Here is a 13,068-nt window from a genome sequence, read left to right as displayed (position 1 = left end):
ATCGTCGGGTAAACCGGCAAACTATTTCAAGGTTATACAGGATTTGTTCAGGTTGGCGACAATCTCGTATCACTGTCGCTTGTTTTCAAGCGTGCCGAGATCGACCTCGAAACGGCAGCCATTGGGCTCCATCGTGCTCAAAGTGACGCTCCAGCCCTGGTTCTCGCAGATCCGCTGCACCAGTGACAGGCCCAGCCCCAGGCCCTCACCGCGCTTCTCATTGCCACGCACGAACGGCTGGAACATGGCTTCGCGTTTTTCTTCGGGAATGCCCACGCCCGAGTCCTCGACCACAAAACCGTGGTCATTGAGCGTCAGGCGAATGAAGCCGTGCTCGGTGTAGTGCAAGGCGTTGCGCAGCAGGTTGCCCATTACCGCATTGAGCAAGGTGGCGTTGAAACGGGTCTGCGGCGGATTGCCCGGGTCGAAGATCAGTTGCAGGCCCTTGCGCTCGATCGGCTCGCGCCACAGGCACAGCAGGCCTTCGGCGACCTGGGCGAGATTCTGCTGCGGCGCCGACCCGGCGTCCTCGCGCTGGGCACGGGCGAGCATCAGGAAGGTCTGCACCAGTTCACGCATTTCTTCGCTGGCGCGGGCAATCCGTTCGACCTGGGCCCGCCCGCGCTGATCGATGCCGGGGTTTTCCAGCAGCAGCTCGCAGGAGCTGGCCAGCACCATCAACGGCGTGCGCAGCTCGTGGCTGACGTCGCTGGTAAACAGACGCTCGCGAGTCAGGGCCTGGCGCAGACGGCCGAGGGTGGCATCGAACGCCACCGCCAGTTCGCCGACTTCATCCGCGGCGTAATCCGGCGCCAGCGGCGGTGCCAGGCCGAGCAACTGATCGCGATGGCGAACCTGACGGGCCAGGCGCACCACCGGCGCCATGACCTTGCGCGCCAGCACCCAGCCGAGAAACACCGCCAGCGCCAAGCTCAGCACGAACCCCACCAGCACCACGGCGAACAGCACGCGCTCACGCTCTTCGAAATCGCTCTGGTCCTGCAGCAATACGTAGCGCCGGCCGTCGACGATTTCCACCATCGCGTGGTACGACAGCTGCTCGCGGAACACTTCGTGGAAGCCCGAGTCGAGGTGGCGCAAATCCTTGGGCAGCTCGAAATCGCCGGGGCCGCCGCTGAAGTAGAACAGCTGGTCCGGCTCCGGCCGATGGCTCCAGTCCGAGACATTGTCCATCAGCAACAGGCGCTGCAAGTCGCCGCCCAACCCGGCCGAAATCAGTTTTTCCTCGACCAGATGCACCGTCGCGACGATGCCCATGGCGAAGGCCCCGGCCACCAGCGCGCTCATCAGCGCAAAGGCGATGATGATCCGCTGGGCAAGGCTTTGCTTAAACTCCATCACGCCCCTCGGCCAAGCGATACCCGACACCGTGCACGGTGTGCAGCAGCGGCTTGGCGAAAGGTTTGTCGATCACCTGGCGCAGTTGGTGGACATGACTGCGCAGGCTGTCGCTGTCCGGGCAGTCGTCGCCCCACAGCGCTTCTTCGAGAATCTCCCGACGCAGCACGTGCGGGCTCTTCTGCATCAGCACCGCCAGCAGCTTGAGGCCGACCGGGTTGAGCTTGAGCAGCTTGCCTTCGCGGGTCACTTCCAGGGTATCGAGGTCATAACTCAAGTCGCCCACCTGCAAGGCACGGCGCCCGCCGCCCTGGGTCCGACGCATCACCGCTTCGACGCGTGCCGCCAGTTCGGAGAGGGCGAACGGCTTGACCAGATAATCGTCGGCGCCGGCCCTGAAACCCTGCAAGCGGTCGTCCAGTTGATCGCGGGCGGTGAGCATGATCACCGGCGTGTCGCGCCGGGCATCCTCGCGCAGGCGTTTGCACAGGGTGTAGCCGTCGATGCCCGGCAGCATGATGTCGAGCACGATCAGGTCGTAGTGCTCGGTGGCCGCCAGATGCAAACCCGACAGTCCGTCCTGGGCACAATCGACGGTGTAGCCCTTCAGGCCCAGGTAGTCAGCCAGATTGGCCAGGATATCGCGGTTGTCTTCGACCAATAGAATTCGCATGGGCACCTCCTCCGTACACGGTAACGGCCGTCTTGGCCCGCGCAGCTTACGGCCAACGCCGGCTCAGGGCTAGGGTCGCCGGGCGCGTGGCGCGATGGTCCCAGGTAAATTCAATCGTTAACGAAGTTTTCACTATCGATTCACAACCTGACTACAGTGCCAACGCGAAACTCCCGCGCCATTGAATAAGGAATGTCGACAATGGACTTTTTCAAGACGGCGCCAATGCGCTTTCTATCGTTGGTCACCGGCGCCTGGCTGGTGGTGTTTCTCCTGACGCGCGCCGTTCTGCTGCTGACCCACCTGGATGAGGCCGGCGGCATTGCCATTTCCGTATTCGGCATCGGCCTGCTCTACGACCTCGGGTTCCTCGCCTACGCGGCGCTGCCGCTGGGCCTCTACCTGCTGCTGTGCCCGCCGGGCCTGTGGCGGCGGCGCGGGCATCGCTGGTTCCTGCGCGGACTGCTCACCGTCAGCCTGTTCGCCATGCTCTTCACCGCGACCGCCGAATGGCTGTTCTGGGACGAGTTCGGCGTGCGCTTCAATTTCATTGCCGTCGATTACCTGGTGTATTCCGACGAAGTCCTGAACAACGTGCTCGAGTCGTACCCGATCGGGACGTTGCTGAGCATTCTGGCCCTGTTGGCAATCGCCATCAGTGTTGCCCTGGGCAAGCCGTTCAACGCGGCAGTGGACGCTGCGCTGCCTCCCCTGCGCCGACGCCTGGTCAATGCCCTGGCGCTGTTGATTGTCGCGGGCCTGAGCCTGCAACTGCTCAGCCAGGACGCGCCACGCGCGCAGGGCGGCAACGCCTATCAGAATGAACTGGCGAGCAACGGCCCGTATCAATTCTTCGCCGCGTTCCGCAACAACGAGCTGGATTACAGCCAGTTCTACACCACGCTGCCGCCGGCCAAAGTCGCCGGGCAGATTCGTGCCGAGCTGAACGAGCCGAACGCACGCTTCATCGGCGAGGATCCGCAGGACATCCGCCGGATGATCGACAATCCCGGCACCCCGCGCCAGCCGAACATCGTCCTGGTGACCATCGAAAGCTTCAGCGCCAAGTACATGGGCAGCAACGGCGACGATCGCAACCTGACGCCGAATCTCGACGTACTGCGCAAACACAGCCTGTACTTCAATAACTTCTATGCCACCGGCACCCGCACCGACCGAGGCCTGGAAGCCATCACCCTGGCCATTCCACCGACCCCGGGGCGTTCGATCGTCAAGCGTATCGGCCGTGAAAGCGGCTTCGCCAGCCTCGGCCAGCAGCTGGCAGCGGTGGGTTACGACAGCGTGTTCGTCTATGGTGGGCGCGGCTACTTCGACAACATGAACGCCTTCTTCAGCGGCAACGGCTATCGCGTCGTCGACCAGAGCAGCGTCGATGAGGCGGAAATCCATTTCAAGAACGCCTGGGGCATGGCCGACGAGGACCTGTACAAGCAGACCCTGAAACTCGCCGATGCCGATTTCGCCAAGGGTCAGCCGTTCCTGCTGCAACTGATGACCACTTCCAATCACCGTCCTTATACCTACCCGGACAACCGGATCGACATCAAATCCGGCAACGGCCGTGACGGCGCGGTGAAATACACCGACTACGCCATCGGCCAGTTCCTCGAGCAGGCGCGGCAGAAACCGTGGTTCGACAACACCCTCTTCATCTTCGTTGCCGACCACACCGCCGGCAGCGCGGGCAAGGAAGACCTGCCGATCGCCAACTATCAGATTCCGCTGTTCATCTATGCGCCGAAGCTGATCGAACCCCGCGAGGACGGCCAACTGGCCAGCCAGATCGACCTCGCACCGACCCTGCTGGGTCTGCTCAACCTGGATTACCAGTCAACTTTCTTCGGCCGCAACCTGCTGCAGGACAACCCGCTGCCACCGCGTGTGGTGGTCGGCAACTATCAGCACCTGGGGCTGTTCGACGGCAAGGATCTGGCGATCCTCAGCCCGCGCCAGGGCCTGCGCCGGCATGACGACGCGCTGAGCGAAAGCCGCGAATCACGGGTCGGCAGCGACGACCCGCTGATCAGCCGCGCCATCACCTATTACCAATCCGCCAGTTATGGCTTCAAGCAACAGCTGCTTGCCTGGAAAGCACCCAAGGAGGGTGCCGGGCACGTCGGCGAACGTTAATCGAAACGCCCCGGGCTGATGCACCGGGGCGTTTTTTTGTCCAGGATCCGTCATGTCATCAAGCGTAGTCCGCCCTGCCCCTCGCCCACTGAATTTCTGGTTGAGCCTGGGCATCCCCGCCGTTGCGGCAATCACCCTGATTCTGCTGGAACTGACCGATCTGGACATGGATCTGGCCCAGCTATTTTACGACCCGGCCGCTGGCGACTTCATCGGCCGTCACAGTTATTTCCTGGAAAACATCCTGCACGACCGCGCCAAAGAAGTGGTGATCGCGTTTTCGGTGTTTTCGGTGATCGGCTTCCTGGCCGCCTTCGGCCTCGAACGGCTGAAACCGTTCAGGCGCGAACTGGGCTGCCTGGTGTTGTCGCTGGGCCTGGCCACCTCGTTCGTGACGCCGATGAAAGCGGTGACCGCGGTGCAATGCCCGTGGAGCCTGGAGCAGTTCGGCGGGCATGAAACCTACAGCAAGCTGCTCGATCACCGCCCGCCCACCGACAAGCCCGGCCGGTGCTGGCCCGGCGGCCATGCGGCGACCGGTTTCACCCTGTTCGCGTTGTTCTTCGTCCTGCGTGACCGCCGCCCACGCCTGGCCCGGCAAGCGTTCATCTTTGCCTTTGCCCTCGGCTCGGTGTTTTCCATCAGCCGGATGATGCAGGGCGCGCATTTCTTTTCGCACAACGTGTGGACGGCGATTTTCTGCTGGCTGATCTGCCTGGGGTCGTATTACTACGTTCTGTACCGGCCAGCGTTGAAAGTCGAGGCGCTGGATAACTCGCAAGCGGTCAGCGCCTGACTGAAGCACCGCTGCGCCAGAGGCGGCCCGGCAAGCGCTGGCAGCGGCCTCGTTCCCTGGACTTGAGGTCTGAAGGGCAATAAAAAACCCCGCCTGCTTGCGCAGGCGGGGTTTTTTCGTAGCGGGGGTAAGGCTGGCTTACATCATGCCGCCCATGCCACCCATGCCGCCCATGTCTGGCATGCCGCCGCCAGCTGCACCTTCTTTCTTCGGTGCATCGGCAACAGCTGCTTCGGTGGTCAGGATCAGACCGCCGATGGACGCTGCGGCTTGCAGGGCCGAACGGGTAACCTTGGTTGGGTCCAGGATGCCCATTTCGATCATGTCGCCGTATTCGCCGGAAGCAGCGTTGTAACCGAAGTTACCTTTGCCGTTCTTCACTTCGTTGACGACTACGCTTGGCTCGTCACCGGAGTTGGCAGCGATCTGACGCAGCGGCGCTTCAACAGCGCGACGCAGCACAGCGATACCGACGTTCTGGTCAGCGTTGTCGCCGGTCAGTTCGGTCAGGGCTTCCAGAGCGCGGATCAGCGCAACGCCACCGCCAGGTACAACGCCTTCTTCAACGGCTGCACGGGTAGCGTGCAGGGCGTCTTCAACGCGGGCCTTCTTCTCTTTCATTTCAACTTCGGAACCAGCGCCAACCTTGATCACTGCAACGCCGCCGGACAGCTTGGCCAGACGCTCTTGCAGTTTTTCACGGTCGTAGTCCGAGGAGGTTTCGGCAACCTGGGCACGGATCTGCGCGATACGTGCTTCGATTTCGCCCTGCGCGCCAGCACCGTCAACGATGATGGTGTTTTCCTTGGACAGGGTGACGCGCTTGGCGTTACCCAGGTGCTCCAGGGTGGTGCTTTCCAGGCTCAGGCCGATCTCTTCGGAGATCACGGTACCGCCGGTCAGAACGGCGATGTCCTGCAGCATGGCCTTGCGACGGTCGCCGAAGCCTGGCGCCTTGACGGCGGCGACTTTGACGATGCCACGCATGTTGTTCACAACCAGAGTCGCCAGGGCTTCGCCTTCAACGTCTTCGGCCACGATCAGCAGTGGGCGGCCGGCTTTGGCAACGGCTTCCAGCACTGGCAGCATTTCGCGGATGTTCGAGATCTTTTTGTCGACCAGCAGGATCAGCGGGCCGTCGAGCTCGGCAACCATGGTGTCTGGCTTGTTGACGAAGTACGGCGACAGGTAGCCGCGGTCGAACTGCATGCCTTCTACAACCGACAGTTCGTTTTCCAGGCCCGAGCCTTCTTCAACGGTGATCACGCCTTCTTTACCGACTTTTTCCATGGCTTCGGCAATGATGTCGCCGATGGAGTTGTCGGAGTTGGCGGAGATGGTGCCGACCTGAGCGATGGCCTTGGTGTCAGCGCATGGCTTGGACAGGGCTTTGAGCTCTTTGACGATGGCGATGGTCGCCTTGTCGATACCGCGCTTGAGGTCCATCGGGTTCATGCCGGCAGCGACGGCCTTCAGGCCTTCGTTGACGATCGACTGAGCCAGAACGGTAGCGGTGGTGGTACCGTCACCGGCGTCATCGTTGGCACGGGAGGCAACGTCTTTGACCAGCTGCGCGCCCATGTTTTCGAAGCGATCTTCGAGTTCGATTTCCTTGGCGACGGAAACGCCGTCCTTGGTGATGGTCGGAGCGCCGAAGCTCTTCTCGAGAATCACGTTACGGCCTTTCGGGCCCAGGGTCGCTTTTACCGCGTCAGCCAGGACGTTGACGCCTTTGAGCATCTTGGAGCGGGCGGCATCGCCGAACTTAACTTCTTTAGCAGCCATGATCGATATTCCTTAAATACTTTGTAGTAGCGGGAAAATGAACGGGGTTTATCAGCCTTCGATAACAGCGAGGATTTCGTTCTCGCTCATTACCAGCAGGTCTTCGCCGTCGACTTTCACAGTGTTGCTGCCGGAGTAAGGACCGAACACAACCTTGTCGCCTTCCTTCACGGACAGTGCACGCACTTCACCGTTTTCCAGAGCTTTGCCCGGGCCTACAGCCAGAATCACACCGTGGTTGGCTTTTTCAGCAGCCGAACCTGGCAGGACGATACCGCCAGCGGTTTTCTTTTCTTCTTCGCTGCGACGGATAACGACGCGGTCATGCAGAGGACGAAGCTTCATTGTCGATCTCTCCTAATTGTGGTTTTCATCGGCCGGTGTAGTCCCGGCGGGTTTAACAAATCCGGCCTTCGCCGGTTGCGCCTCGGCGAGCGAGACGCGGAAGTCTGACTGGCTTGAAAGCCAGAAACCTTTCGGTGACCGATACATAAGGGCGCACAAGGTTATTACAAGGGCACCGACAGAAATTTTTTCATCGGTGTTGCGCACAAACGATCACGGCACCCGAAGGTGCCGTGTCGATAAAGCTGTCACTTGTTGTCGCGGTGTTCGAACTCGCCTTCGATCACCGTCGGCTCGCGGCCCAGGGGCTCGCGCGGTGCCGGGCCGCCGCGCGGTTGCAGATCGTCGGCAAAAGCGCGCTGGCGCATGGCCTGTTCCTCGGCCCGCTGGCGCATTTTATTGGCCAGCAAGCGCCGGCTGACCGGCAGCAGCATCACCAGGCCGACCACGTCGCTGATGAAACCCGGCAGGATCAGCAGACCACCGGCCAGGGCCAGCATCAGGCCTTCGAGCATGGTCTGGGCAGGCAGTTCGCCCCGGTTCAGGCTTTCCCGAGCCCGCAGCGCGGTGGCCAGACCGGCGACGCGCAGCACGAATACGCCGAACATCGAGCCGAGAATGATCAGCAGCAGGGCCGGGAAAAACCCGATAGCCCCTGCCACCTTGACGAATACGAACAGCTCCAGCACCGGAAACAGCAGAAAGAGCAACAAATAAGGGCGCATCAAAGTTTCCTCAACGCAAGAAATGCCTTGCAGTAAGCCTTAGATGACGTCGCCCTTTCGTGAATTCAAGCATCGGCCACTGCATTTTTTGGCCAGACCTGGGCGTGAGCCAGAGAAACCAAGGCTTCGCGCACTTGTGTCGGCGTATTACAAGGCGCTTGGAACGGCAGCCAGTACAGCGCCTGGCCAATGCGCAGGTGCAGGCCTTCGCTGTCGATGCCGGCCAGTTGCGCCGGCACGCTGCTCGGCAACCCGGCAAGCGCGACGTAATGGGCGATGGCCTTGGCATGATCGCTGTTCATGTGCTCGACCATGCTGATCTCGGCCTTGCCGGCGAACGGATTGGCCAGGGTCAGGTGCTCGACCCAGTGGATCGCACCAAAGCCGCCGATGTAGCGGTGACGGACCGGTTTGAGCACCCAGAAATCGAAATCGTGGGCCTTGTGGTAGTTCTGCGAGTCGGGGAAATAGCGATAGTAACGCTCGGCTGCCGCGTCAATGGCAGCGGTATCTGCGAGCTGTTCCGCCTCTGCCAGATAGGTCAGGCGACCAACGGCCTGCACGTCGTCGGCATCGCGCTCCCCCACCAGCAGCGAGCATCTGGGGTCCTTTTGCAGGTTGTGGGTGTGCTGGGCGATACGGCTGATCAGGATCAGCGGCCGGCCCTGGTCATCCAAGCAATACGGAACCACCGAGCCGAACGGGAAACCGGGCATCGCCTTGGAGTGGGTCGACAACACGCCACGGTATTCCTTGAGAAGCAATTCTCGGGCATTCTTGGCCGCTTCAACGCTCAATTTATGACTCCTTAAATAGAATCCGTCGAAAAAACGGACAGGCGCCTGGGATAAGTTCCAGCCACGCCATCGGGAAATTCTCATGTGCAACCACGCCACGGCCGGTGCAGATCGAGAGGCTCTCTATACAGGACACCACTCTGACCTGCTCTCGGGGACATGCGAATGCAACTCAACGACAAAGTAATCATTATCACCGGCGGTTGCCAGGGTCTGGGCCGCTCGATGGCCGAGTATTTCGCCGGCAAGGGCGCGAAGCTGGCGCTGGTCGACCTCAACCAGGAAAAACTCGATGACGCCGTCGCCGCCTGCAAGGCCAAGGGCGTCGAGGCGCGCAGCTACCTGTGCAACGTCGCCAATGAAGAGCAGGTCGAGCACATGGTCGCTCAGGTGGCCGCTGACTTCGGTGCGATCCACGGCCTGATCAACAACGCCGGGATCCTGCGCGACGGCCTGCTGCTCAAGGTCAAGGATGGCGAGATGACCAAGATGAGCCTGGCCCAATGGCAGGCGGTGATCGACGTCAACCTCACCGGCGTGTTCCTCTGCACCCGTGAAGTGGCGGCGAAAATGGTCGAGCTGAAAAACAGCGGCGCGATCATCAATATTTCTTCGATCTCGCGCGCGGGCAACGTCGGCCAGACCAACTACTCCGCCGCCAAGGCCGGTGTTGCGGCAGCGACCGTGACCTGGGCCAAGGAACTGGCGCGTTACGGCATTCGTGTGGCGGGCATCGCGCCGGGCTTCATCGAAACCGAGATGACCCTGGGCATGAAACCCGAAGCGCTGGAGAAAATGACTTCGGGGATTCCGCTCAAGCGCATGGGCAAGCCGGAAGAGATCGCCCATTCGGCGGCGTACATCTTCGAGAACGACTATTACACCGGGCGCATTCTGGAGATGGATGGCGGGCTGCGCATCTGACCCCCACCACAAAACAATGTGGGAGCGAGCCCGCTCGCGAAAGCGCTGGATCAGTCAACTCATCAGCTGAATGACACGCCGCATTCGCGAGCAGGCTCGCTCCCACAGTACTGCCCTGAGCTTACAGAAAGACCTCAATCGTCACTGATGGTGATGTTCGGCATCGCCGGGGTCGCCGCTTCCTGCAACACGATCCGCGCCCCGACGTGACGGGCCAGCTCCTGGTAGACCATGGCGATCTGGCTGTCCGGCTCGGCGATCACCGTCGGCTTGCCACCATCGGCCTGCTCGCGGATCAGCATCGACAGCGGCAGCGAGGCCAGCAGTTCGACGCCGTACTGGCTCGCCAGCTTCTCGCCGCCGCCTTCACCGAACAGATGCTCGGCATGACCGCAGTTCGAGCAGATGTGCACGGCCATGTTTTCCACCACACCGAGCACCGGAATGTTGACCTTGCGGAACATTTCCACGCCCTTGCGCGCATCGAGCAGTGCCAGATCCTGCGGCGTGGTGACGATCACCGCACCGGCCACCGGGACTTTCTGCGCCAGGGTCAGCTGGATATCGCCGGTGCCTGGCGGCATGTCGATCACCAGGTAATCGAGGTCGCCCCAGGCGGTTTGCGTGACCAGTTGCAGCAACGCGCCAGAGACCATCGGCCCGCGCCAGACCATCGGCGTGTTGTCGTCGGTCAGGAACGCCATCGACATGACTTCGACACCGTGGGCCTGCAGCGGCACGAACCACTTCTGGTCCTTGATCTGCGGGCGGGTACCCTCGGCAATGCCGAACATGATGCCCTGGCTCGGACCATAGATGTCGGCATCGAGAATGCCCACCTTGGCACCTTCGCGGGCCAGCGCCAGCGCGAGGTTGGCGGCGGTGGTCGACTTGCCCACGCCGCCCTTGCCGGAAGCCACGGCGACCACGTTCTTGACGTTGGCCAGGCCGGGGATCTGTGCCTGCGCCTTGTGCGCGACGATCACGCTGCTGACCTCGACTTGCGCCGATGCCACGCCGTCGAGGTTCTCGATGGCCAGCTGGAGCATCTGCGCCCAGCCGCTCTTGAACAGACCGGCGGCGTAGCCGATTTCCAGCTGAACCTTGACGCGGTCGCCAGCGATCTCGATGTGCTTCACGCAACCGGCGCTGACCGGGTCCTGGTTCAGGTAAGGGTCGGTGTATTGGCTGAGGACGGCTTCCACCGCTGCGCGAGTGACGGCACTCATGGGCAACTCCGATATCAAGACTGGGAATAGATGGCGGCTATCGTACCTGAAAAGATCGTCGCCTTCGGCAGCGCCTGCAGATGGATGCCGATCTCGTGCAGGCGCGACCGAAGGCGGCGATCTTTTCTGTCTGCTCAGCCAATGAAACAGGCGCACGGGGTGAAAAATATGCGCCGGCGCTTTATAGTGGCCGACCTCCGTTTCATCAAGTAGCGAAGCCCCATGTCCGAGCCACGCAAGATCCTCGTCACCAGCGCCCTGCCCTACGCCAACGGTTCGATCCACCTTGGCCACATGCTGGAGTACATCCAGACCGATATGTGGGTGCGCTTCCAGAAGCATCGCGGCAATCAATGCATCTATGTCTGCGCCGACGACGCCCACGGTTCGGCGATCATGCTGCGCGCGGAAAAGGAAGGCATCACCCCGGAACAACTGATCGCCAACGTCCAGGCCGAACACAGCGCCGACTTTGCCGACTTCCTGGTCGACTTCGACAATTTCCACTCCACTCACGCCGAAGAAAACCGTGAGCTGTCGAGCCAGATCTACCTGAAGCTGCGTGACGCCGGGCACATCGCCCAGCGCTCGATCACCCAGTACTTCGACCCGGAAAAGAAAATGTTCCTGGCCGACCGCTTCATCAAGGGCACCTGCCCGAAATGCGGCACCGAAGACCAGTACGGCGACAACTGCGAAAAATGCGGTGCGACCTACGCGCCAACTGACCTGAAGGATCCGAAGTCGGCGATCTCCGGCGCCACTCCGGTGCTCAAGGACTCCCAGCACTTCTTCTTCAAGCTGCCGGACTTCCAGGAAATGCTGCAAGCCTGGACCCGCAGCGGCACCCTGCAGGACGCCGTCGCCAACAAGATCGCCGAATGGCTGGATGCCGGCCTGCAGCAGTGGGACATCTCCCGCGATGCGCCGTACTTCGGCTTCGAGATCCCGGGCGAGCCGGGCAAGTACTTCTACGTCTGGCTGGATGCGCCGATCGGCTACATGGCCAGCTTCAAGAACCTCTGCAACCGCACGCCGGAGCTGGACTTCGACGCGTTCTGGGGCAAGGGCTCCACCGCCGAGCTGTACCACTTCATCGGCAAGGACATCGTCAACTTCCACGCCCTGTTCTGGCCCGCCATGCTCGAAGGCGCCGGTTTCCGCAAACCGACCGGGATCAACGTGCACGGCTACCTGACCGTCAACGGCCAGAAGATGTCCAAGTCGCGCGGCACGTTCATCAAGGCGCGGACCTACCTCGATCATCTGTCGCCGGAATACCTGCGCTACTACTACGCGGCCAAACTGGGGCGTGGCGTCGACGACCTCGACCTGAACCTCGAAGACTTCGTGCAGAAGGTCAACTCCGACCTGGTCGGCAAAGTGGTCAACATCGCCAGCCGTTGCGCCGGTTTCATCCACAAGGGCAACGCCGGCCTGCTGGTCGACAACAACGCCGCGCCGGAGCTGACCGAAGCGTTCCTCGCCGCCGCACCGAGCATCGCCGACGCCTATGAAGCCCGCGACTTCGCTCGCGCCATGCGTGAAACCATGGCCCTGGCCGACCGCGCCAACGCCTGGATCGCCGACAAGGCGCCGTGGTCGCTGAACAAGCAGGAAGGCAAGCAGGATGAAGTCCAGGCGATCTGCGCCACCGGCATCAACCTGTTCCGCCAGCTGGTGATCTTCCTCAAGCCGGTGCTGCCACTGCTGGCCGCCGACGCCGAAGCGTTCCTCAACGTCGCTCCGCTGACCTGGAACGACCACACCACGCTGCTGGCCAATCATCAGCTCAACGAGTTCAAGCCGTTGATGACGCGCATCGACCCGGTAAAAGTCCAGGCCATGACCGACGCCTCGAAAGAAGACCTCACCGCCAGCCAGACCGACACCGGTGCTGCTGCGCCGGCCGGCAACGGCGAACTGGCCAAGGATCCGCTGTCGCCGGAAATCGACTTCGACACCTTTGCCGCCGTCGACCTGCGCGTAGCTTTGATCGTCAAGGCTGAACATGTGGAAGGTGCCGACAAGCTGCTGCGCCTGACCCTGGACATCGGTGACGAGCAACGCAACGTGTTCTCCGGGATCAAGAGCGCTTACCCGGACCCGTCGAAACTCGACGGGCGCCTGACCATGATGATCGCCAACCTCAAGCCACGGAAAATGAAGTTCGGCATCTCCGAGGGCATGGTGATGGCGGCCGGCCCTGGCGGTGAAGAAATCTACCTGCTGAGCCCGGACAGCGGCGCCAAGCCGGGTCAGCGCATCAAGTAAGTTGCCGCGC

At 61.8% G+C, this 13,068-nt stretch carries 11 protein-coding genes; 4 read left to right on the top strand and 7 right to left on the bottom strand.

The features are described from left to right. Positions 1 to 69: 69 nt before the first annotated feature. Both QRN70_RS24700 and colR read right to left on the bottom strand, forming a co-directional pair. Positions 70 to 1,359, bottom strand: a complete 1,290-nt coding sequence (locus QRN70_RS24700; RefSeq protein WP_285420491.1) for a sensor histidine kinase — start codon at positions 1,357 to 1,359, stop codon at positions 70 to 72. Then, the gene (gene colR / locus QRN70_RS24695; RefSeq protein WP_285420490.1) at positions 1,349 to 2,032 is read right to left on the bottom strand and encodes a two-component system response regulator ColR; all 684 of its coding nucleotides are present in this window, start codon (positions 2,030 to 2,032) and stop codon (positions 1,349 to 1,351) included. The genes QRN70_RS24700 and colR overlap by 11 nt, the downstream gene beginning before the upstream one ends. Before the next feature lie 201 nt (positions 2,033 to 2,233). Here colR and QRN70_RS24690 point away from each other — a divergent pair, with 201 nt between their 5' ends. Continuing rightward, a complete protein-coding gene (locus QRN70_RS24690; protein WP_285420489.1) occupies positions 2,234 to 4,183 on the top strand; it encodes an LTA synthase family protein in 1,950 nt (649 codons plus the stop codon). Positions 4,184 to 4,235: 52 nt separating this feature from the next. Then, positions 4,236 to 4,979 carry a phosphatase PAP2 family protein gene (locus QRN70_RS24685; RefSeq protein ID WP_285420488.1) on the top strand — a complete coding sequence of 248 codons (744 nt, stop codon included), beginning with the start codon at positions 4,236 to 4,238 and terminating at the stop codon, positions 4,977 to 4,979. A 138-nt stretch (positions 4,980 to 5,117) separates the two neighbouring features. Here the strand turns inward: QRN70_RS24685 and groL are convergent, their stop codons facing one another. The 4 genes from groL to QRN70_RS24665 form a co-directional block, all read right to left on the bottom strand. Beyond that, positions 5,118 to 6,764: a chaperonin GroEL gene (groL, locus tag QRN70_RS24680; protein ID WP_285420487.1), complete on the bottom strand. Its 1,647-nt coding sequence runs from the start codon at positions 6,762 to 6,764 to the stop codon at positions 5,118 to 5,120. 51 nt (positions 6,765 to 6,815) lie between these two features. Beyond that, a complete protein-coding gene (locus tag QRN70_RS24675; RefSeq protein ID WP_007916610.1) occupies positions 6,816 to 7,109 on the bottom strand; it encodes a co-chaperone GroES in 294 nt (97 codons plus the stop codon). Between the two features lie 248 nt (positions 7,110 to 7,357). Further along, positions 7,358 to 7,834 (bottom strand): FxsA family protein, encoded by a 477-nt coding sequence (locus QRN70_RS24670; protein WP_285420486.1) that lies wholly within the window; start codon positions 7,832 to 7,834, stop codon positions 7,358 to 7,360. 65 nt (positions 7,835 to 7,899) lie between these two features. Beyond that, positions 7,900 to 8,631: a HugZ family pyridoxamine 5'-phosphate oxidase gene (locus tag QRN70_RS24665; RefSeq protein ID WP_285420485.1), complete on the bottom strand. Its 732-nt coding sequence runs from the start codon at positions 8,629 to 8,631 to the stop codon at positions 7,900 to 7,902. A 165-nt stretch (positions 8,632 to 8,796) separates the two neighbouring features. Between QRN70_RS24665 and QRN70_RS24660 the strand changes: the two genes are divergently transcribed. Continuing rightward, complete coding sequence (locus QRN70_RS24660) at positions 8,797 to 9,555, top strand: SDR family oxidoreductase (RefSeq protein ID WP_053123391.1); 759 nt, start codon at positions 8,797 to 8,799, stop codon at positions 9,553 to 9,555. Positions 9,556 to 9,689: 134 nt separating this feature from the next. On the opposite strand, the gene apbC is transcribed toward QRN70_RS24660, so the two are convergent. After that, complete coding sequence (apbC, locus tag QRN70_RS24655; protein ID WP_285420484.1) at positions 9,690 to 10,784, bottom strand: iron-sulfur cluster carrier protein ApbC; 1,095 nt, start codon at positions 10,782 to 10,784, stop codon at positions 9,690 to 9,692. Positions 10,785 to 11,006: 222 nt separating this feature from the next. Between apbC and metG the strand changes: the two genes are divergently transcribed. Then, complete coding sequence (gene metG / locus QRN70_RS24650; protein ID WP_285420483.1) at positions 11,007 to 13,058, top strand: methionine--tRNA ligase; 2,052 nt, start codon at positions 11,007 to 11,009, stop codon at positions 13,056 to 13,058. Positions 13,059 to 13,068: the final 10 nt, after the last annotated feature.

The sequence above is a fragment of the Pseudomonas sp. efr-133-TYG-5 genome, assembly GCF_030209175.1.
Classification (GTDB): Bacteria; Pseudomonadota; Gammaproteobacteria; order Pseudomonadales; family Pseudomonadaceae; genus Aquipseudomonas.
The sequence above is the reverse complement of the archived record's forward strand: the minus strand, read 5'-3'. Positions and strand labels throughout refer to the sequence as shown.